The following is a 21467-nucleotide window of genomic DNA, read 5'->3' on the forward strand; positions in this document are numbered from 1 at the left end:
CACAGCTCGTACGAAGCTACCTACTGATCACGACTCACTGGTCGCGGTACATCTCCGCCACCAGGAACGCCAGGTCCAGCGACTGACTGCGGTTGAGCCGCGGGTCGCAGGCCGTCTCGTAGCGCTGGTGCAGGTCGTCGACGAAGATCTCGTCGCCGCCGCCCACGCACTCGGTGACGTCGTCGCCGGTGAGCTCCACGTGGATGCCGCCCGGGTGGGTGCCCAGCTCCTTGTGGACCTCGAAGAAGCCCTTGACCTCGTCGAGCACGTCGTCGAAGCGGCGGGTCTTGTGGCCGGAGGCCGCCTCGAAGGTGTTGCCGTGCATCGGGTCGGTGACCCAGGCGACGACCGCACCGGAGGCGGTGACCTTCTCGACCAGCTCGGGGAGCTTGTCGCGGACCTTGTCGGCGCCCATGCGGACGACGAAGGTCAGCCGGCCCGGCTCGCGGTCCGGGTCGAGGCGGTCGACGTAGGTCAGGGCCTCGTCCACGGTGGTGGTCGGGCCGAGCTTGATGCCGACCGGGTTGGCGATCCGCGAGCAGAACTCGATGTGCGCGTGGTCCAGCTGGCGGGTGCGCTCGCCGATCCACACCATGTGGCCGGAGGTGTCGTACAGCTTCCCGGTGCGGGAGTCCGTACGGGTGAGGGCGCCCTCGTAGTCGAGGAGCAGCGCCTCGTGGGAGGCGTAGAACTCCACCGCCTTGAACTCGGCCGGGTCGGTGCCACAGGCCTTCATGAAGTTCAGGGCGTTGTCGATCTCCCGGGCGAGCGCCTCGTAGCGCTGGCCGGACGGGGAGGACTTCACGAAGTCCTGGTTCCAGGCGTGCACCTGGCGCAGGTCGGCGTAGCCACCGGTGGTGAAGGCGCGCACCAGGTTCAGCGTCGAGGCGGACGCGTGGTACATCCGCTTCAGGCGCTCCGGGTCCGGGACGCGGGCCTCTTCGGTGAAGGCGAAGCCGTTGACGGAGTCGCCGCGGTAGGTGGGCAGCGTGATCCCGTCGCGGGTCTCGGTGTCCTTGGAGCGCGGCTTGGAGTACTGTCCGGCGATGCGTCCGACCTTGACCACCGGCACGGAGGCCGCGTAGGTGAGGACGGCCGACATCTGGAGCAGCGTCTTGAGCTTGGCACGGATGTGGTCGGCGGACACGGCGTCGAATGCCTCGGCGCAGTCGCCGCCCTGGAGGAGGAACGCCTCACCCCGGGCGACGGCTCCCAGACGGGCGCGCAGCTGGTCGCATTCGCCCGCGAAAACGAGCGGGGGATACGACTCGAGGTCCGCGACGACAGCGCGCAGAGCCTCGGCATCGGGGTACGAAGGCTGCTGCGCCGCGGGCAGGTCTCGCCAGGTCGCCTTGGCGGCGGGGGCGTGGGTTTCAGCGTTCACGGTCACCTCGTAAACATTACGTCGTGAAGGCCGCTGTCCGGCCCGGTGCCCACAACGTGAGACGGGAATCTCCGGATTCACACGGTGGTGGGTGTAGGGTCACCGGCATGTTCGCGCACAGCAACCAGAACTGGTGGTGGACCGCTCATCCGGCGGCCCACTGACTTGCGCGTACCGTTACTGACGCGAAGGCCGCCCGAGGGGCGGCCTTTTCTGCTTTTCCGGGCCGTTCCCTCCCGCCTCCTGTGACGCCCCCGGAAGGAACCGCAATGAGTCAGGTCATCCCCCTCGACCGACTGCTCGACCGGCTGCTCGACCCCGCCGGCCCGCCCTTCGCCCTGCTGCGGCGGCGCACGCCCGGCCGCGACCACGAGACCGTCGAGGTGCTCACCGGCCCGGTCCGGGAGGTCGCGCGCCTGGCCGACCTGCCGGTCGGCCGGGTGCCCTCGCTGGCCCTGGTCCCGTTCCGGCAGATCCGCGAGCGCGGGTTCGACGTACGGGACGACGGCACTCCCCTGTGCGTCCTGGAGGCGGAGGAGGCGTACGAGGTCCCGCTCGCGGAGGCGCTGGCCGCCCTGCCGGACCGCCCGGTCACCGTCACGGACGGGGGCTTCGACGTCACCGACGAGGAGTACGCCCGGACCGTGCGCCGGGTGATCGAGGACGAGATCGGCCGGGGCGAGGGGGCGAACTTCGTCATCCGCCGCACCTACCGGGGCCGGATCGGCGGCTTCGGGCGGGCCGACGCCCTCGCGCTGTTCCGGCGGCTGCTGGCGGGCGAGCGCGGCGCGTACTGGACGTACGTCGTGCACACCGGCGACCGGACGCTGGTCGGGGCCAGTCCCGAGGTGCACGTCCGGATGACCGGCGGGACGGTCGTGATGAACCCGATCAGCGGCACCTACCGCCATCCGGAGGGCGGGCCCACCGTGGAGTCGCTGCTGTCCTTCCTCGACGACCGCAAGGAGCGCGAGGAGCTCTCCATGGTGGTCGACGAGGAGCTGAAGATGATGTGCACCGTCGGCGACCGCGGCGGGGTGGTGGTCGGGCCGCGCCTGAAGGAGATGGCCCACCTCGCACACACCGAGTACGAGCTGCGCGGCCGCTCCTCGCTGGACGTGCGCGAGGTGCTGCGGGAGACCATGTTCGCCGCCACCGTGACCGGCTCCCCGGTGCAGAACGCCTGCCGGGTGATCGAGCGGTACGAGACCGGCGGCCGGGGCTACTACGCGGGGGCGCTGGCCCTGCTGGGCGAGGACGCGAACGGGGTGCAGACCCTGGACTCCCCCATCCTGATCCGCACCGCCGACATCGCCCCCGACGGCACCGTGCGGGTGCCGGTCGGCGCCACCTTGGTCCGGCACTCCGACCCGGCTTCGGAGGTGGCCGAGACCCACGCGAAGGCGGCCGGGGTGCTGGCGGCACTGGGCGTACGGCCGCCGGCCGGGCCGCGCCCGCGGGGACCGGAGGGTCCCGCCGCGCCGCTGGCGGAGGACCCGCGGGTCCGGGCGGCACTGGCCTCCCGGCGGGCCGGCCTGGCCCCGTTCTGGCTGCGGATGCAGGACCGGCCCGCCGGGCCGGCCGGGCGCGCCCTGGTGGTGGACGGCGAGGACACCTTCACCGCGATGCTGGCGCACCTGCTGCGGGTGTCCGGCCTGGAGGTGTCCGTACGCCGCTACGACGATCCCGGGCTGCGGGCGGCGGCCCTGGCCTGGGAGGGGCCGGTGGTGCTCGGGCCCGGCCCCGGCAACCCGGACGACTCCGCGGACCCGAAGATGTGCATGCTGCGGGCGCTGACGGCGGACCTGCTGGCCGGACACCCGGACGGCGAGGGGTACGGGCAGGGGTACGGGCGGGGGCCCGGTCCGCGGCACGGCCTGCTCGGGGTGTGCCTGGGCCATGAGCTGCTCGCCTCGGAGCTCGGGCTGCCGCTGGTCCGCAAGGCGGAGCCGGCCCAGGGGGCACAGACCCGGATCTCCCTGTTCGGGGTGCCGGAGGTGGTCGGCTTCTACAACACCTACACGGCGGCGTGCGACGCGGAGCTCGCGGCCCGGCTGGCGGAGAGGGGCGTGGAGGTCTCCCGGGACCCCGCCACGGACGAGGTGCACGCACTGCGCGGTCCGGGGTTCGCCGGGGTCCAGTTCCACCCGGAGTCGGTGCTGACGCTGCGCGGGGCGGAGCTGGTGCGGGACCTGCTGGCCCGGATCACCGCACCGGCGCCGGCGTGACGGCGTCCGGGGGGCGTGCGGACGGCCCGGGACCGGCCTGGCATGCTCACGGCGTTGAGTCTTGTCCTGAGCAGGTCTAGGGGGAATCGGGGATGTTGGACGGGCAGTTGGTCCTGGCGGAGCGCTTCGAGGCGGACCGCTCGCACCTGCGGGCGGTGGCCTACCGGATGCTGGGCTCGGTCAGCGAGGCCGAGGACGCGGTACAGGACGCCTGGCTGCGGGCGAGCGCCGCCGACATCGGCGAGGTGCAGAACCTCACCGGGTGGCTGACCACGGTGGTGGGCCGGGTGTGCCTGAACATGCTGCGGACCCGGCGGACCCGCGGCGAGGAGCCGCTGGACGCCCCGGCACCCGGCACGCCCGCGCCCCGGGAGGGCACGGACCCGGAGCAGGAGGCGGTGATGGCCGACTCGGTCGGGGTGGCGCTGCTGGTGGTGCTGGACACGCTGGCGCCGTCCGAGCGGGTCGCGTTCGTCCTGCACGACATGTTCGCCGTGCCCTTCGAGGACATCGCCCGGATGATCGAGAAGACCCCGGCGGCGACCCGCCAGCTGGCCAGCCGGGCCCGGCGCCGGGTCAAGGGCGGCAGCCCGCTGCCCGAGGCCGACCTGAGCCGGCGGCGCCGGGTGGTGGACGCGTTCCTGTCCGCCACCCGCGGCGGCGACTTCGAGGCGCTGCTCGCCCTGCTCGACCCGGACGTGGTGCTGCGCGCCGACCGGTCGGTGATCCCGACCCCGGAGCCGATCCGGGTGGGCGGCGCGCTCGCGGTCGCGCAGGGCGCGATGGCGGCCATGTCCCGGGCCCGGCTCACCGGTCCGGCACTGGTCGACGGCTCGGTCGGACTGGCCATGGCCGTGAACGGGCGGCTGTTCCTCGTCCTGTCGTTCACCTTCGGGGCGGGCGAGGACGCCGACACCATCACGGGCATCGACATCATCGCCGACGAGGACCGGCTGGCCGGGCTGGAACTGGGCGTGCCGGCGGCCTAGACGGGGGTGCGGTGCCGCCGGGCGCGCTCGCGCTCCCGGCGGCACCCGGACCCGGAACGATCAGGGGAATCAGCCGAAGAACACGCCGACTTCCTCGTAGAGGGCCGGGTCCACGGTCTTCAGCTTGGACGTGGCCTCGGCGATGGGCACCCGCACCACGTCGGTGCCCTTCAGCGCCACCATCTTCCCGAAGTCCCCGTCCCGCACCGCCTCGATGGCGTGCAGCCCGAAGCGGGTGGCCAGCCAGCGGTCGTACGCGCTCGGGGTGCCGCCGCGCTGGACGTGCCCGAGAACGGTGGTCCGGGCCTCCTTGCCGGTGCGCGCCTCGATCTCCTTGGCCAGCCACTCGCCGACCCCGGACAGCCGCACGTGCCCGAAGGAGTCCTTGGTCGCGTCCTTCAGCACCATGTCGCCGTCCTTGGGCATGGCGCCCTCGGCGACCACCACGATCGGCGCGTAGCTGGCCTTGAACCGGGAGGTGACCCAGGCGCACACCTGGTCCAGGTCGAAGCGCTGCTCGGGGATGAGGATGACGTTGGCGCCGCCCGCCAGCCCGGAGTGCAGGGCGATCCAGCCGGCGTGACGGCCCATCACCTCGACCACCAGGACCCTCATGTGGGACTCGGCCGTGGTGTGGAGCCGGTCGATGGCCTCGGTGGCGATGCCCACGGCGGTGTCGAAACCGAAGGTGTAGTCGGTGGCCGACAGGTCGTTGTCGATGGTCTTCGGCACGCCCACGCACGGGACGCCGTACTCCCCGTGGAGCCGGGCGGCGACGCCCAGGGTGTCCTCGCCGCCGATCGCGATCAACGCGTCGACCTCGTGCTTGGCGAGGTTGTCCTTGATGTCGCGGACGCCGTTCTCGGTCTTGAAGGGGTTCGTGCGGGAGGAGCCGAGGATGGTTCCGCCGCGCGGCAGGATGCCGCGGACGGCCGGGATGTCCAGCGGGACGGTGGCCCCTTCCAGCGGACCCCGCCAGCCGTCGCGGTAGCCGACGAACTCGTACTGGTATTCCTGGACGCCCTTGCGGACGATGCCGCGGATGACCGCGTTGAGCCCGGGGCAGTCGCCGCCCCCGGTGAGCACTCCGACCTTCATGGAATCTCCTTTCGCCATGGCGGTCACGCTAGTGAGACGCGGTCCGTGCCGTTCCGGCGTACGCGGGCAACTCCGGCGGAACCACGAGGTGTTGCGCGCTCCGGATTCACCCTCATGAGGGATGCCCGAACGGCAGCGAGCGGCCGTTTTGCCATCTCCGCAAACTTCCTGGGCCGCCGGAGCCCTCCGGACGCAGGCTGGCCGGAAAGGTGCTTACGGACGCGAGGGGCGGACCATGGCGGACACGAGGATTCCGACGGAGACGGGACCGGGGAAAGGGACGGGGAAAAGGACAGGGACGGAGGAGGGAACGGAGAAGGGCACGGAGAAGGGCACGGAGAAGGGCACGGGAACGGCGAGCGGGACGGGGAGGACGACGGGTGCGGGACCGGGAACGGGTGGGGCGGACGGCCCGGCGGTCCTGAGCGCCCGACGGAGGTGGACGGTGCTGGCCGTCTGCGCCCTGAGCATGTTCCTGGTGGGCCTGGACACCACCATCGTCAACGTCGGTCTGCCCGCGATCGGGCACGGCCTGGGGGTCGGCACCCGCGGGCTGGAGTGGGCCGTGGACGCGTACACGCTCGTCCTGGCCGGCCTGCTGATCTCCGCCGGCGCACTGGCGGACCGGTACGGCCGCCGCCGGGTCTTCCGGTGCGGGCTGGCCGTGTTCGGCGCGGCCTCGCTGGTCTGCGCGGTCGCCCCGTCCCTGGAGGTGCTCGTCGCCGCCCGTGCCGCACAGGGGATCGGCGCCTCCATGCTCAGTCCCGTGGCCCTGGCGATCGTGGTCAACGCGATGCCGGACCCGAGGGAACGGGCCCAGGCGATCGGCGTCTGGGCGGCGGTCTTCGGACTCAGCATGGCCGCCGGGCCCGTCACGGGCGGCGCGCTGCTCGCCGCCTTCGGCTGGCGCTCGCTGTTCTGGGTCAACCTGCCGGTCGTCGTGGCCGCGCTGGTGCTCACCGCGGTGTTCGTACCCGAGTCCCGGGCCGAGCGGGCCCGGCGGCTCGACCTTCCCGGCCAGGTCCTGCTGACCGTGCTCGTCGCCGTCTCGGTCGGCGTGCTCATCGAAGGCCCGCACATCGGCTGGACCTCGCCGGCGGCGCTGGCCGGCTACGCACTGGCCGCCGCGGCCACGGCCGCGTTCGTACGGGTGGAGTCCCGCAGGCGGGAACCGCTGGTGGACCTGGGGCTGTTCCGGGGTGCGGCGTTCCGTGGGGCGTTCCTGGGTGCGGTGGCGGTGTTCGTCGCCCTGAGCACGGCCCTGCTGCTCAACACCCTCTACCTGCAGCACGTCCGGGGCTGGACGCCGCTCGCCTCGGGGCTGGCGACCCTGCCCATGGCCCTCGGGGCGACTGTGTGCGCGCCCTGGTCCGGGCGGCTGACCGGCCGGACCGGGCCGCGGCTGCCGCTGCTCCTGGCCGGCGGCTTCCTCACCGCGGGCGGACTGTGCCTGGCCCGGCTCGCCGACGACACCGGCGTGGCCCTGCTGCTGTTCGCGTACCTGCTCATCGGCATCGGGTTCGGCTTCGCCAACGCCCCGATCACCAACACCGCGGTCGGCGGGCTGCCGCCGGCCCGGGCCGGGGTGGCCGGGGCGATCACGTCCGCCGCCCGCCAGCTCGGCTCGGCGCTCGGCATCGCGATCGCGGGCGGCCTGGTCGCGGGCACCGGCCCGGACGGCCTCGCGCACGCCGCCCGGCCCGGCTGGATCGTGGTGGCCGCCTGCGGGGTGCTCCTGCTCGGGGTCGCCCGCACGGCCCGCACGGCGGGCGGGGGCACTGCGGCCGGAGGCGCTGCGGGCGGAGGCACTGCGGGCACGACGGATACGACGGATGCGACGGATGCGGGTCGACGGCGCCCGGGCCGGGAGCAGCCGGGCGGCGAGCAGCCGGGCCGGGCCGGCCGGGCGCGCCCGGAGGCTCAGACGTCGTCGAGCCCGCGCTCGATGGCGTAGCGGACGAGCTCCACCCGGTTGTGCAGCTGCAGCTTGCCCAGGGTGTTCTGGACGTGGTTCTGCACGGTGCGGTGCGAGATCACCAGGCGCTCCGCGATCTGCTTGTACGACAGCCCCTTGGCCACCAGCCGCAGCACCTCGGTCTCCCGGTCGGTCAGCTGCGGGGCCTTCGGCTCGTCGGCGGCCGCCGGCGCCGGCTCGGTGGCCAGCCTCCGGTACTCGCCGAGCACCAGCCCGGCCAGGCCCGGCGTGAACACCGGGTCCCCGACCGCGGTCCGGCGCACCGCGTCGATCAGCTCCTGGGCCCCCGCCGACTTCAGCAGGTAGCCGGTGGCCCCCGACTTCACGGCCTCCAGCACGTCGGCGTGCTCACCGCTCGCCGACAGCACCAGCACGCGCAGCGCCGGGTTGGCGCCGACCAGTTCCTTGCAGACCTGGACCCCGGGCATGCCCGGCAGGTTGAGGTCGAGGACCAGCACATCCGGGCCGACGGCCAGGGCGCGGCGGACCGCCTGCGGGCCGTCCCCGGCGGTGGCGACCACGTCGAACCCGGCCGCGCCGAGGTCGCGGGCGACCGCGTCCCGCCACATCGGGTGGTCGTCCACGACCATCACCCTGATACCGCTCACATCGGCACCGCCCGTCACACCGGCACCGCCCATCGCGTCGGCACCGCCACTCACATCTGCCGTCATCGCTTGTCCGTCCTCCCCCTGGGTACCTTCAGTTCCACTTCGGTGCCCTGTCCCGGCACGGACACCAGCTCGGCGGTGCCGCCGAGGTCGCGCAGCCGCCCGCGGATGGACAGGGCCACGCCCATCCGGCCCTCGCCGGCCGCCTGGTCGAGCCGGCCCGGCGGGATCCCGGGCCCGTCGTCCCGGACCGTGACGATCACCTCGTCCCCCCAGTCCTCCAGCAGGATCCAGGCCCTGGCCCCGTCCCCGGCGTGCTTGCGCACGTTGTCGAGGGCGGCGCCGACGGCTGCGGCCAGCTCCCTGGCCGCCGGACCCGGCAGCGGCACCGGGGTGCCCGGCTCCGCGAAGCTCACCTTGGACCCGGCGTGCGGGGCCAGCAGGGTGCGCACGTCGATCCCGGCACCGCCGTCCCCGTCCGCGTATCCGTCCCCGTCCGCGTATCCGTCGGTCCGGGGACCGGACACGTCGACGGTGTCGACCAGGGCGCCGTGCGCGGCGTCCCGGGAGACCCGGGAGGGCGGCACCAGCCCGCCCGCCACCAGGGTGCGCAGGGCGACCTCCTGCTCCCCCGCCATCCGGCCGAGCTCCGCCGCCTCGCCGCCGATCTCGTTGCCGCGCCGCTGGACCATGGCGAGCACCTGCAGCACCCCGTCGTGGATGTCCCGGGCCAGCCGCTCCCGCTCCCGGGTGGCGGCCTCGATCTCCAGGGCCCGGGCCAGCGTGGCCTCACTGGCCCGCGCGACCTCGACGACGTACCCGATGGCGATCGACGCGACCCACACCAGCAGGACGTTGTGCAGGGTGTCCCGGGTGGGCTCGCCGCGCTGGACGATGTTGGCCACGGCCACGAAGGAGGACGCGAAGCCCGCCCAGCGCCAGCCGCCCTTGATGGCGAAGGCGAGGACGGAGCCCGCGGTCCAGATGCCGGGGAGGGTGGGACCGCCGTCCGCTATCCGCGCGGGGTCGTCGGCGAGCGGGGTGAGGAGGATGCCGGTGAGGGCCAGCGCCAGGTCTGCGCCGAGGAACCGCTTGGTGCAGCTGGCGGCGTTGGCCACCTTCGGCGTGGTGGCGAGGGTCCACACGGCGAGCACGCCGAGGTAGCCGACGGCCACCCAGGGCCGGACGAAGTCCCGCTGCGCGGAGAGGAACAGCAACACCGCGTAGACGACCGTGAGCAGACGGTAGACGGTCAGGGCCCGCCACAACGGCTGCTCCACCGACATACGCACCACGCGCTCGCGCTTGACCATCTCCCCCACCCTTCGCGGGCCCCCGTCACGGGCGGCCCCGACGGGTCACTCCCCGCCCTGGTCCTTCTCTCCGGCAGCCTTCTCGGCATCCTTGGCGGCCTTCTCGGCTTCCTTCTCCGCCTTGCCGGCTTCCTTGGCGGCCTTCTCGGCGTCCGCGATCTGCCGCTTGGCGGCCGTCGCGTAGATGTCGACGTACTCCTGGCCGGACAGCTTCATGATCTCGTACATGACCTCGTCGGTCACCGAGCGGAGGATGAAGCGGTCGCCGTCCATCCCCATGTAACGGCTGAAGTCCAGCGGCTTGCCGATCCGGATGCCCGGACGCATCAGCTTCGGGACGACCTTGCCGGGCGGCTGGATCTTCTCCGTGTCGATCATCGCCACGGGGATCACGGGCGCGCCGGTCGCCAGCGCCACCCGGGCCAGACCGCCGGGCTTGCCGCGGTAGAGGCGGCCGTCGGGGGAACGCGTGCCCTCCGGGTAGATACCGAACAGCTCACCGCGCTCGATGACCTCGATGCCGCTCTTGATGGCCGCCTCTCCGGCACCGCGGGCGCCGGAGCGGTCCACCGGGAGCTGGCCCACGCCCTTGAAGAACGCGGCGGTCAGCTTCCCCTTCACACCGGGCGAGGTGAAGTACTCGGCCTTGGCGATGAAGGTGACCTTGCGGTCCAGCACCGCGGGGAGGAAGAAGGAGTCCGAGAACGACAGGTGGTTGCTCGCGAGGATCGCAGGCCCCTCGGCGGGAATGTTCTCCAGGCCTTCCACCCACGGCCTGAAGGCGAGCTTCAGGGAACCCCCGATGGAGAACTTCATGGCGCCGTAGATCAACTGATGAGCCTTCCTGTGTCTGTCGAACAGACCTTAACCCCTGCCTGTGCCCGGAGAGCCCTACGACCCTGGTCGGTGCCTGCGCCGTCGCGTACGGTGAAGTCACACGGCGCACCCGTGCGCCGAGCGCCGCCCCCTCGTCGTCGTTCCCGTCGTCGTTCCCGCGGTTGTTCCCTGGTTTTGTGCCCGTCTGTCCGGCCCGTCTGTCTGCCCGCCGGTCTGCCCGTCCTCCCGGACGCGCAAGCCGTCCCCGTCCACGCCGTCCCCCTTCCGTCGTCCTTCACCCTCCCAAGGAGATCCAGGTGCCCGTCCTCCCCGGTGCCGAGCCGTTCCGCCACGAGGGCGGAGACGTAGGCGTCCTTCTCTGCCACGGCTTCACCGGCTCCCCGCAGTCCATGCGGCCGTGGGCCGAGTACCTGGCCGAGCGCGGTCTGACGGTCTCCCTCCCGCTGCTCCCCGGTCACGGCACCCGCTGGCAGGACATGCAGCTGACCGGCTGGGAGGACTGGTACGCCGAGGTCGACCGCGCCCTGCGCGAGCTGCTCGGCCGGTGCACCAAGGTGTTCGTGTTCGGGCTGTCGATGGGCGGGGCGCTGTCCCTGCGGCTGGCGGCCCGGCACGGTGACGCGATCACGGGCGTGGTCGTCGTCAACCCGGCGAACAAGGTGCACGACCCGCTGGCCGTGACCCTGCCGGTGGTCAAGCACTTCGTACGGTCGACACCCGGCATCGCGAGCGACATCGCCAAGCCGGGCTCCGCGGAGGTCGGCTACGACCGGGTGCCGACCCGGGCCGCGGATTCGCTGCGGAGGTTCCTGCAGCTGGTGGACGGGGAACTGCCGCAGGTGACGCAGCCGCTGCTGGTGCTGCACAGCCCGCAGGACCACGTGGTCCCGCCGGTCGACTCGGCCCGGGTGCTGGCGCGGGTGTCGTCAACCGACGTGACGGAGACCCTCCTGGAACAGAGCTACCACGTCGCGACGTTGGACCATGATGCGGAGCGGATCTTCGAGGACAGCTACGCGTTCATCGGAAGGCTCGCGGGAACGAGCGACAGGGAGGGGGCGGCAACCGGTGGGTGAGCAGGAGGAGCCGTCCGGCGGCGTCCCGCCGCTGGACGAGGAAGCGGCATGGGCGGCGATCGTCGCCGGGTACGGCGAGGAACCGCCGGACCCGCCGGGCGCACGCCCGTTCAAGCCGATCGAGGACCTGCTGCTGCCGGAGGAGGACGTCCTGCCGGAGTCGCCGGCCGCGTCCCCGAAGAAGGACGCGGGAGCGAGCACGGACAAGGACCCGGGGAAGAAGGATCCGGGGAAGGACCAGGGGAAGAAGGACCAGGACACCGGCGGCCCGCTGGGCAGCTCGGTCGTCTTCGCCCCCGGCGTGGGCGGGGCCGGCCCCCGCGACCACTCCCTGGCGACGCCGTCCGACGGCGACCTCGACGCCTCCGACGAGGGCCACTTCGTCCCGCCGGAGCCGCCCCCGCTCCCGGAGGCGGACACCACGGCCAAGTTCGCCTGGCTCGCCGTCATCGGCGGCCCGGTGCTGCTGCTGCTCGCGGTGGTGCTCCAGTGGGACATGACCTGGTGGCTGACCACCCTGGGCGTAGGCGGCTTCCTGGGCGGCTTCGCCACCCTGATCGCCCGCATGTCGCACGACGACGACGAGGACAACGACGACCCGGGCCGCGGCGCGGTGGTCTGAGGCGCGGGGAGGTCTGGGAGGCGGGGGCTACGGCCCCGCCGCCTCCCCGGGGGCCCGGTCCAGCGGGTTCGGGGGTACGCCGCGACTCCGCGGCCCGCTCCACCCCCCGAGCCCGGCCGGGCTCGGGCAGGGGTTGCCCACCCACCCCCCGGCACCGTGTCGCCGGGCCGAACGACGCAGTCGGGCGGGTCGGGGGCAGCAACCGGACTCCGGCCGGGCGGGACCGGTCGGCGGGTGGGCTCGGGGGTGTGCCGGTGCTTCGCCTGGACGGAATCGGGGAGGTGCCCGGGGGCTGCCCGTCAGTCCTCACTGTCCTTCCGTGCCGGCCGTCGGTGTCAAGGGCGCTCCTTCGTCGCGTCGGCAAGCCGATGGCCCGTTGGGCCACCCTTGACCCCGACGACCGTCACGGAACGACAAGGACTGTCGGGCGGCCCCCGGGGGAACGGCATGGAGGGACCCAAGGCCACACCTGCTCTGGCGTTGGCGGGCACGAGCAGCGGCTGCCGCTCGGCCAGCCGCCCTCCGGGCGGAAGCAGGATCACGGTCGTCGGGATGACTGCACGAAAGGGCGGCCTGGGCGCGTCAGATCGCTACGTGCTCCTGCCGGAAGGCGAATTCGGCCGTCAGGGGCCGGACACAGGCCGCCATCGATCGCTACGTGATCCGGGCCGTCTCGGCGGCCGACGGGCTGGTGGGGCTGGTGCCTGCGGATGGCGGCAGGCGCCCTCGTACGCTACGTACTCCCGCTGTCTCGGCGGCCGACAGGCCGTCGTGGCTGGTGTGTGCGGATGGCAGACGGCGCGCCACCGCTACTCGCTTCGGTCCGTCGGTAGTGGGGCACCCGGCGGGCTGGGCAGATGACACACGGGACCGCTGTGTGCTGCTGTCCGGATGGCGGCAGACAAACCGACCCGCGTCCGGTCCTCTGAGGACCGATGCGCGAGGCCCGCACGCAGTGCGGGATACCGGGCAGCCACTTGACCGCCCGTGGCGACGAACAGGCCGTCGTTTCATGCCACCTGCTGCCTCCGGCAGCCGTGGCAGGCGGCCGACGGCGGGTGGCTGCCGACCGGTGGATCAGGCGGCCCGCGTTCGCCGTCCGGCGGAAGCGCGTAGCGATCGATGGCGGCCTGTGTCCGGCCCCTGACGGGCCGAATCCGCTGATCAGCAGGAGCACGTAGCGATCTGACGCGCCCTGGACGCGCTGGCGTGCAGTCATCTGATCCACTTCACCGCTGCATCCGCCCGGAGGGCGGCTGGCCGAGCGCAAGCCGCGGCCCGTGCCCGCCAACGCCAAAGTCGACGGATCCTCGGTCCCTCCATGCCATTCCCCCGGGGGCCGCCCGACAGTCCTTGTCGTTCCGGGGCCGTCAGTCCTGTCAAGGGTGGCCCAACGGGCCATCGCCCTCCGGGCGACGCGACGAAGGAGCGCCCTTGACAGGACTGACGGACCCGGAAGGACAGTGAGGACTGACGGGCAGCCCCCGGGCACCTCCCTGATTCCGTCCAGGCGAAGCACCGGCACACCCCCGACCCCACCCGCCGACCGGTCCCGACCGACAAGAGTCCGGTCCCTGCCCCGGCCCCGCCCGCCATCCGATCGGCCTCCGGCGGAGTCCGCTCGCTGCCCCCGACCCGCCCCACCGCGTCGTCCGGCCCGGCGGCACGGTGCCGGGAAGGTGGGTGGGCAACCCCCGACCGGGCCCGGCAGGGCTCAGGGGGTGGAGCCGGCCGCAACAGCAGCGCCGTACCTCCCACCCCACCTGGAGAATCGCACCGCGTCCGCGCTATGGGCTGGCATCCAGGAAGCCATTAGTTATTAACCGGGCATTCAGACGCGCTTGCGACGCTCCCCCCTATGCAGCCGGAACTTCGACTGATCGCCGATGCCTCCGACGCGCCTGTCCTCCCGCGTGCGCGGAAGAATGGAGTCATGAGCCACCAGCCCAGCGCCCGCCCCACCGAGGTCCCCGCACAGCTCCCCCAGGCCGAGCTCAACGCTGCGCGCAGCGCCGGGACCGGCGATGCCAAGCGGGGCCGTGCCACCCAGCGGCAGCAGAAGCGGGAAAAGTCCCAGGACACCAGCCCCTCCCACGCCGAGCCCCAGACCGATCCCCGGGCCCGGTCCCAGGAGCAGTCCCAGGAGCAGCACGCCCACGCCCACGGCCTGGACACCGCCGCACGCCTCGCTCACCTGGGCTCTATATCCGCGCACCGCCCCGACGTCGAGCGCGCCGACATCGAGCACGAGCTCGACGCCGATCTCGACGCCTACGAGGACAAGGACGCGGGCGAGCTGCCCGCCAACCGGTTCCTCGACCGGGAGCGCAGCTGGCTCGCCTTCAACGAGCGGGTGCTGGAGCTCGCCGAGGATCCGGCCACCCCGCTCCTCGAACGGGCTAACTTCCTCGCGATTTTCGCCAGCAACCTCGACGAGTTCTTCATGGTCCGGGTCGCCGGGCTCAAGCGCCGTATCGCCACGGGTGTGGCCACCCGTTCGGCGTCCGGGCTGCAGCCCCGTGAGGTGCTGGATCTGATCTGGACCCGCTCCCGTGAGCTCATGGCCCGGCACGCGGCGTGCTTCCAGCACGACGTCTCCCCGGCGCTCGCCGACGAGGGCGTGCACCTCATCCGGTGGCCCGACCTCACCGAGAAGGAACAGGCTCGGCTGTTCACGCTCTTCCGGAACCAGATCTTCCCGGTTCTGACCCCCCTGGCCGTCGACCCCGCGCACCCGTTCCCGTACATCTCCGGCCTGTCGCTGAACCTCGCCGTCGTCGTGCGGAACCCGGTCAGCGGGCACCGGCACTTCGCCCGCGTCAAGGTCCCGCCGCTGCTGTCCCGGTTCCTGGAGGCCTCCCCGCAGCGCTACGTCCCGCTGGAGGACGTCATAGCCGCGCACCTGGAGGAGCTCTTCCCCGGCATGGAGGTGCTGGCGCACCACATGTTCCGGGTGACCCGGAACGAGGACCTGGAGGTCGAGGAGGACGACGCCGAGAACCTGCTCCAGGCGCTGGAGAAGGAGCTCATGCGGCGCCGCTTCGGCCCGCCGGTGCGGCTGGAGGTCGAGGAGTCCATCGACCCGGGCGTGCTGGACCTGCTGGTGCAGGAGCTGAAGATCTCCGCGGCCGAGGTGTACCCGCTGCCCGGGCCGCTGGACCTCACCGGGCTCTTCGGGATCGCGTCGCTGGACCGGCCGGAGCTGAAGTACCCCAAGTACATCGCGGGTACGCACCGGGACCTGGCCGAGGTCGAGTCCGCGTCGGCGCCCGACATCTTCGCCGCGCTGCGCGAGCGGGACGTGCTGCTGCACCACCCGTACGACAGCTTCTCCACCTCGGTGCAGGCGTTCCTGGAGCAGGCCGCGGCCGACCCGGACGTCCTCGCCATCAAGCAGACCCTGTACCGGACCTCCGGTGACTCGCCGATCGTCGACGCCCTGATCGACGCCGCCGAGTCGGGCAAGCAGGTGCTGGTGCTGGTCGAGATCAAGGCCCGGTTCGACGAGCAGGCCAACATCAAGTGGGCGCGGAAGCTGGAAGAGTCCGGCTGCCACGTGGTGTACGGGCTCGTCGGGCTGAAGACACACTGCAAGCTGTCGCTGGTGGTGCGGCAGGAGGGCGAGACGCTGCGGCGTTACAGCCACGTGGGTACGGGCAACTACCACCCGAAGACCGCCCGGCTGTACGAGGACCTGGGCCTGCTGACCGCCGATCCGCAGGTCGGTGCCGACCTGTCGGACCTGTTCAACCGGCTGTCCGGGTACTCGCGCCGCGAGACCTACCGCCGGCTGCTGGTCGCCCCGCGCTCGCTGCGCGACGGGCTGGTCGCGCGGATCAACAAGGAGGTGGCCCACCACCGGGCGGGCCGCCCCGCCTACGTCCGCATCAAGGTCAACTCGATCGTGGACGAGGCACTGATCGACGCGCTGTACCGGGCCTCCCAGGCCGGGGTGCCGGTGGAGGTCTGGGTGCGCGGCATCTGCGCCATCCGGCCCGGGGTCACCGGCCTCTCGGAGAACATCCGGGTCAGGTCCGTACTCGGCCGCTTCCTGGAGCACTCCCGGATCTTCGCCTTCGGCAACGGCGGCGAACCCGAGGTGTGGATCGGCAGCGCCGACATGATGCACCGCAACCTCGACCGCCGCATCGAGGCGCTGGTCCGGGTCGCCGACCCGGCCCACCGGGCCGCCCTGGACCGGATGCTGGAGACCGGGATGTCCGACACCACATCCTCCTGGCACCTGGGGCCGGACGGCGAGTGGACCCGGCACAGCACCGACGCCGAGGGCCAGCCGCTGCGGCACGTACAGGAGATGCTCATAGACGCCCGGAGGCGCCGGCGTGGCTCAGCAAAACCATGACCTGACCGCGACGACCGCCGGGGAGGTGCTCGGGGCGTACCTCCGCTCCCAGGCCACCGCGTTCCTGCGCGGCCTGCGCCTGCACGAGGAGCGGGCGCAGGACGCCACGGACGGGACGGAGGCGGCGCGCACCCTGCGGGGTGCGGCCCGCCGGATCAGCGGGTCGCTGGGCACGTTCCGGACGGTCTGCGAGTCGGCGTGGGCGGACGGCCTGCGCACGGAGCTGGTCTGGCTGTCGTCCACGCTGGCGGACGAACACGCCTACGCCGACCGGCTCGCCCGGCTGCTCGGCGCCCTGCACCGGCTCTCGGGTTCCCCGGGAGCCGGCCAGGGCCCGGGCTTCCCGGCGCCGCGCGGTGCGGCGGCCGGCCGTGGCCAGGCCGGCCAGTCGGGCCGGGGCGGGCCGGGGGCCCTCGGGGGCAGGTCGGGAGCTGCCGGTACGGCCGGTGCGGCGGGTACGACCGGCTCGGCCGGGTCGCTCACCGTCGGGTCGGCACGCGCCGGCGCCCTGCTGGAACGCCAGCTGACGCTGGCCCGGACCCGGGCGCATTCGGCGACGCTGCAGGCGCTGGGTTCGTCCCGGTTCCACGCGGTGGCCGACGCGGTGGCGGTGCTGGCCTCGGAGGTGCCGCTGGACCAGATCGCCGCGGCGGGCCGGACGGAGGACGTACTGGTGCCGCTGGCCGCACTGGCGGAGTCCCGGCTGGACACCGCCGTGTCCGCGCTGCCCCTGGTGAGGGCGTCCCGCCCGTACAACGCGGACGCCCTGATCGACGACGGCCACCAGGACGCGCCCTGGCACGACGTACGCCGACTGCTGCGCACGCACCGCTACGCGCAGGAGGCGCTGGGCGCGGACGTGGCCCGGCCGACGGCGGCCGGCGAGGCCCTGGACCGGCACCGTGACGCGGCGGAGGCGGCCGCCGCCTCGGCGACGGCTGCCCGGACCCCGCGGATCGCGCCGGCGACGGCGTACGCGCTGGGCGTGCTGCACGCCGACCAGCGGCACGAGGTGGAGGCGGCCCGCTTCGACTTCCAGCAGATATGGGCGCACGCGGCGAGACCGGCCGGAGTCTGACCCTCCCCCGGGGCGCGTCCGCCCCCGTGGCCCGCTCCCCCGGGGGCGTCCGCCCGTGTAGGCCGATCGGGTGGCCCCCGGCAGCGCCCGGTGGGAGGGTGGACTCGGGGAGGGTCCGGTGAGGAGCCCGTCCCCGAGATCTGTCGGCCCGCGTCCCGGTGGCCGGGCCCGTCGGTGGTCTCGGTGCGCTCGGACACAGGGGGGCGCGGGGGTCCCGACCGACGAGATCCGGCCACTCAAGGGCCCTGGACGGCCTGGCCACCCAGGCCACATCACGAACAGGTAACGGCCAGGGAAACGGGTGCCGACGTCCGCGCATACCGGGGCCGATACGCACCATGCCGTTCGCCACGGTTCACCGTTCGTTCATTTGCGACCGTCGGCCGCTTCACCTGTTCTGCCTAATTTCGGCTGTGCACGGTGAGAGCCGCCCGCGATTCGCGGACCTCTCCGAGCCCAACCGAAGTAGTCCTCTCGCACGCCGCCCCGATACAGAAAGCGGCCGGCGGCTCCTGGAAGGAACACCCCAAAACAGTGAAGCTTCAGCGCAAGAACATGCTTCGTGCCTCTGCCCTCGGCGCGCTGGTCGTGTCCGGCGCCCTGGTCCTCACGGCGTGCGGCTCGGACGACAACACCAAGGCGAACGGCTCGGGCAGCTCCGCCCCGGCCGCCACCGGCGACATCAAGTGCGACGGCGCCACCGGCAAGCTCCTCGCGTCGGGCTCCTCCGCGCAGAAGAACGCCGTGGACGTCTGGATCAAGAACTACATGGCGGCCTGCAAGGGCGTCGAGGTCAACTACAAGTCCTCCTCCTCCGGTGAGGGCATCGTGGCCTTCAACCAGGGCACCGTCGGCTTCGCCGGCTCCGACTCCGCGCTGAAGCCGGAGGCCGTCGAGGAGTCCAAGAAGATCTGCAAGGGCGGCCAGGGCATCAACCTGCCGATGGTCGGCGGCCCGATCGCGCTCGGCTTCAACGTCCCCGGCGTGGACAAGCTGAACCTGGACGCGGCCACCATCGCGAACATCTTCAACGACAAGATCAAGAAGTGGAACGACGAGGCCATCAAGAAGCTCAACCCCGGCGTTGAGCTCCCCGACCTCGCCATCCAGGCCTTCCACCGCTCCGAGGACTCCGGCACCACCGAGAACCTCGGCAAGTACCTGAAGGCCACCGCCGGCGACGCCTGGCCGTACGAGGCCGCGAAGAAGTGGCCGGCCCCGGGTGGCCAGGCCGCCTCCGGCTCCGCCGGTGTCGCCTCCATGGTCAAGCAGAACGCGGGTGCGGTCGGCTACTTCGAGCTGTCCTACGCTTCCGCCCAGGGCATCAAGACGATCGACGTGAACACCGGTGCCGCCGCCCCGGTCGCCGCGACCGCCGACAACGCCTCCAAGGCCATCGCCGCCGCCAAGGTCGCCGGCACCGGCTCCGACCTGGCCCTGAAGCTCGACTACGCCACCAAGGCCGAGGGCGCGTACCCGATCGTCCTGGTGACGTACGAGATCGTCTGCGACAAGGGCAACAAGGCCGAGACCCTGCCCACCGTGAAGTCCTTCCTCACCTACACCTCCTCCGAGGCGGGCCAGAAGGTCCTCTCCGAGAAGGGCTACGCGCCGATCCCGGCCGAGATCAACGCCAAGGTCCGCGAGGTCGTCGCCTCGCTCGGCTAGTCGATACGACCCTGCTGCCGGTCCGTCCTCCGTCCTCCCCCGTCCGGGGGGACCCGGGCGGGCCGGCATCCGGGCCCTCCCCCTCCACCCAGGGGGCTCCGGTGCACCGCCGCCAGGGGGCTCGCCCCCCACACAGACCGGAAAGAACATGGCTTCCACCACACCCACCCAGATAGACACGGCTCCGCCGTCCGTCGGCAAGCGGGGAAGGTCCACCGGCAAGGCCGGTGACCGGATCTTCTCGGGGCTCTCCAAGGGCTCCGGCATCCTGCTGCTGGTGATCATGGCGTCGATCGCCGTCTTCCTCACCTACCGTGCCTCGATCGCGCTGTCGGAGAACGAGGGCAACTTCCTCACCACCTCCGACTGGAACGCCTCGGCCACGCCCCCTGTCTTCGGCATCGCCGTCCTGCTCTTCGGCACCGTCGTCAGCTCGATCGTCGCGATGGCCATCGCCGTCCCGATCGCCGTCGGCATCGCCCTCTTCATCTCGCACTACGCGCCGCGCAAGCTGGCCGCCCCCCTCGCCTACGTGGTCGACCTGCTGGCCGCCGTGCCGTCGATCATCTACGGCATCTGGGGCGCGCTCTTCCTGGTGCCGCAGCTCAACGGCCTGAACCTCTGGCTGGACGAGTTCTTCGGCTGGACCTACGTCTTCGACAAGACCCAGGTCGGCGTCGCCCGCTCGCTGTTCACCGTCGGCATCCTGCTCGCGATCATGATCCTGCCGATCGTGACCAGCGTCAGCCGCGAGGTCTTCCTCCAGGTCCCGCGCATGAACGAGGAGGCCGCCCTGGCCCTCGGCGCGACCCGCTGGGAGGTCATCCGGCTCTCGGTGCTGCCCTTCGGCCGCTCCGGCGTCATCTCCGCCTCCATGCTCGGCCTCGGCCGCGCCCTCGGCGAGACCATGGCCGTGGCCACCGTCCTCTCCCCGAGCTTCCTGATCTCCGGCCACATCCTGGACCCGGGCGGCGGCACCTTCGCGCAGAACATCGCCGCGAAGTTCGACGAGGCCAACGAGTTCGGCCGGGACGCGCTGATCGCGTCCGGTCTGGTCCTCTTCCTGCTCACCCTGCTGGTCAACGGTGCGGCCCGCCTGATCATCGCGCGCCGCAAGGAGTTCTCGGGGGCGAACGCCTGATGAGCCACACGCTTCAGGACCCGCGCCCCGTCCGGGCCCGCAAGTCCTCCGACAGCCTCACCCGCGGCGGCCTGCCCCGCTGGGCCCCGGCCGGCATCGCCCTCGGCTCGGTCGCCCTCGGCATCGGCATCGGCCTCGCCGCCGGTCTCGGCAGCAAGGTCCAGTGGGGCCTGATCGCCGCCCTCCTGTTCGTGGTCATCACGTACACGGTCAGCTCGGTGGTCGAGAACCGCCGCCAGGCCACGGACCGCGTCGCGACCTCGCTCGTCTGGGTCTGCTTCGTCCTCGCCGTCATCCCGCTGCTCTCGCTGATCTGGACCACCGTCAGCCGCGGCATCAAGGTCCTCGACGCCTACTTCCTCAGCCACTCGATGGCCGGCGTCACCGCCTTCGACGAGGGCGGCGGCGTCTACCACGCGCTGCTCGGCACGATCGAGCAGGTCGCCCTGGCGGCGCTGATCGCCGCCCCGATCGGCCTGCTGACCGCCGTCTACCTGGTCGAGTACGGCAAGGGCACCCTGGCCAAGGCCGTGACCTTCTTCGTCGACGTCATGACCGGCATCCCGTCCATCGTCGCGGGCCTGTTCATCCTGTCGACGTGGAACCTGATGCTCGGCTTCGGCCCGTCCGGCTTCGCCGGCTCGATGGCCCTGTCGATCCTGATGATGCCCGTGGTCGTCCGCTCCACCGAGGAGATGCTCAAGCTCGTCCCGAACGAGCTGCGCGAGGCGTCCCTCGCCCTCGGCGTGCCGAAGTGGCGCACGATCCTCAAGGTCGTCCTGCCCACCGCGATCGGCGGCATTTCCACCGGCCTCATGCTGGCCGTGGCCCGTATCGCCGGTGAGACCGCGCCGATCATGCTGCTGGTCTTCGGTGCCCAGCTGATCAACGGCAACCCCTTCGAAGGCGCCCAGTCGTCGCTCCCCCTCTACATCTGGGAGCAGTACAAGGTCGGTAGTGAAGCCTCCTACGACCGTGCCTGGGCCGCGGCGCTCGTCCTGATCGCCTTCGTCATGATCCTCAACCTGGTGGCCCGCGGCATCGCCCGCTGGAAGGCCCCAAAGACCGGCCGCTGACCGCGGCG

General features: G+C 72.3%; 16 protein-coding genes. 11 read left to right on the plus strand and 5 right to left on the minus strand.

The window, feature by feature from the left end; genetic code table 11:
• Positions 1 to 34: 34 nt before the first annotated feature.
• The gene (locus AB0O36_RS16315) at positions 35 to 1390 is read right to left on the minus strand and encodes a class II 3-deoxy-7-phosphoheptulonate synthase (RefSeq protein ID WP_365110011.1); all 1356 of its coding nucleotides are present in this window, start codon (positions 1388 to 1390) and stop codon (positions 35 to 37) included.
• A gap of 101 nt (positions 1391 to 1491) precedes the next feature.
• Here AB0O36_RS16315 and AB0O36_RS16320 point away from each other — a divergent pair, with 101 nt between their 5' ends.
• The 3 genes from AB0O36_RS16320 to AB0O36_RS16330 all read left to right on the plus strand — a co-directional run bounded on the left by AB0O36_RS16320 (position 1492) and on the right by AB0O36_RS16330 (position 4601).
• Entirely contained in the window at positions 1492 to 1548 is a 57-nt protein-coding gene (locus tag AB0O36_RS16320; RefSeq protein WP_101392327.1) for a trp operon leader peptide, read from the plus strand.
• Between the two features lie 105 nt (positions 1549 to 1653).
• Positions 1654 to 3612 carry an anthranilate synthase family protein gene (locus AB0O36_RS16325; protein ID WP_365110013.1) on the plus strand — a complete coding sequence of 653 codons (1959 nt, stop codon included), beginning with the start codon at positions 1654 to 1656 and terminating at the stop codon, positions 3610 to 3612.
• Positions 3613 to 3704: 92 nt separating this feature from the next.
• Positions 3705 to 4601 (plus strand): sigma-70 family RNA polymerase sigma factor, encoded by an 897-nt coding sequence (locus AB0O36_RS16330; RefSeq protein ID WP_365110016.1) that lies wholly within the window; start codon positions 3705 to 3707, stop codon positions 4599 to 4601.
• A gap of 69 nt (positions 4602 to 4670) precedes the next feature.
• Here AB0O36_RS16330 and AB0O36_RS16335 read toward each other — a convergent pair whose 3' ends face one another.
• Complete coding sequence (locus AB0O36_RS16335) at positions 4671 to 5699, minus strand: 6-phosphofructokinase (RefSeq protein ID WP_365110019.1); 1029 nt, start codon at positions 5697 to 5699, stop codon at positions 4671 to 4673.
• Positions 5700 to 6144: 445 nt separating this feature from the next.
• Here AB0O36_RS16335 and AB0O36_RS16340 point away from each other — a divergent pair, with 445 nt between their 5' ends.
• Positions 6145 to 7653, plus strand: coding sequence for an MFS transporter (locus AB0O36_RS16340; RefSeq protein ID WP_365110022.1), 1509 nt, complete (start codon positions 6145 to 6147; stop codon positions 7651 to 7653).
• Here the strand turns inward: AB0O36_RS16340 and AB0O36_RS16345 are convergent.
• From AB0O36_RS16345 to AB0O36_RS16355, 3 genes are read right to left on the minus strand one after another with little or no spacing between them, the layout of a single operon-like run.
• Positions 7620 to 8315, minus strand: coding sequence for a response regulator transcription factor (locus tag AB0O36_RS16345; protein WP_365110147.1), 696 nt, complete (start codon positions 8313 to 8315; stop codon positions 7620 to 7622). The two genes, AB0O36_RS16340 and AB0O36_RS16345, sit on opposite strands and share 34 nt — an antisense overlap.
• Before the next feature lie 29 nt (positions 8316 to 8344).
• Positions 8345 to 9598 carry a DUF5931 domain-containing protein gene (locus AB0O36_RS16350; RefSeq protein WP_365110025.1) on the minus strand — a complete coding sequence of 418 codons (1254 nt, stop codon included), beginning with the start codon at positions 9596 to 9598 and terminating at the stop codon, positions 8345 to 8347.
• A gap of 45 nt (positions 9599 to 9643) precedes the next feature.
• Positions 9644 to 10414: a lysophospholipid acyltransferase family protein gene (locus tag AB0O36_RS16355; protein WP_365110149.1), complete on the minus strand. Its 771-nt coding sequence runs from the start codon at positions 10412 to 10414 to the stop codon at positions 9644 to 9646.
• Positions 10415 to 10731: 317 nt separating this feature from the next.
• On the opposite strand from AB0O36_RS16355, the gene AB0O36_RS16360 reads away from it, so the two are divergent.
• The 7 genes from AB0O36_RS16360 (at position 10732) to pstA (ending at position 21459) form a co-directional block, all read left to right on the plus strand.
• A complete protein-coding gene (locus AB0O36_RS16360; RefSeq protein WP_365110028.1) occupies positions 10732 to 11511 on the plus strand; it encodes an alpha/beta fold hydrolase in 780 nt (259 codons plus the stop codon).
• Complete coding sequence (locus tag AB0O36_RS16365; protein WP_365110031.1) at positions 11504 to 12133, plus strand: hypothetical protein; 630 nt, start codon at positions 11504 to 11506, stop codon at positions 12131 to 12133. The genes AB0O36_RS16360 and AB0O36_RS16365 overlap by 8 nt, the downstream gene beginning before the upstream one ends.
• Positions 12134 to 14066: 1933 nt before the next feature.
• Entirely contained in the window at positions 14067 to 16496 is a 2430-nt protein-coding gene (locus AB0O36_RS16370) for an RNA degradosome polyphosphate kinase (protein WP_365110034.1), read from the plus strand.
• A complete protein-coding gene (locus AB0O36_RS16375; protein WP_365110037.1) occupies positions 16477 to 17574 on the plus strand; it encodes a CHAD domain-containing protein in 1098 nt (365 codons plus the stop codon). Before AB0O36_RS16370 ends, AB0O36_RS16375 begins: the two co-directional genes overlap by 20 nt.
• A gap of 534 nt (positions 17575 to 18108) precedes the next feature.
• Entirely contained in the window at positions 18109 to 19242 is a 1134-nt protein-coding gene (gene pstS, locus AB0O36_RS16380; protein WP_365110039.1) for a phosphate ABC transporter substrate-binding protein PstS, read from the plus strand.
• Positions 19243 to 19390: 148 nt separating this feature from the next.
• Positions 19391 to 20383 (plus strand): phosphate ABC transporter permease subunit PstC, encoded by a 993-nt coding sequence (gene pstC / locus AB0O36_RS16385; protein ID WP_365110042.1) that lies wholly within the window; start codon positions 19391 to 19393, stop codon positions 20381 to 20383.
• The gene (gene pstA, locus AB0O36_RS16390) at positions 20383 to 21459 is read left to right on the plus strand and encodes a phosphate ABC transporter permease PstA (protein WP_365110044.1); all 1077 of its coding nucleotides are present in this window, start codon (positions 20383 to 20385) and stop codon (positions 21457 to 21459) included. Before pstC ends, pstA begins: the two co-directional genes overlap by 1 nt.
• Positions 21460 to 21467: the final 8 nt, after the last annotated feature.

Source organism: Streptomyces sp. NPDC089799 (genome assembly GCF_040684755.1).
In the GTDB taxonomy this organism is placed as follows: Bacteria; Actinomycetota; Actinomycetes; order Streptomycetales; family Streptomycetaceae; genus Streptomyces.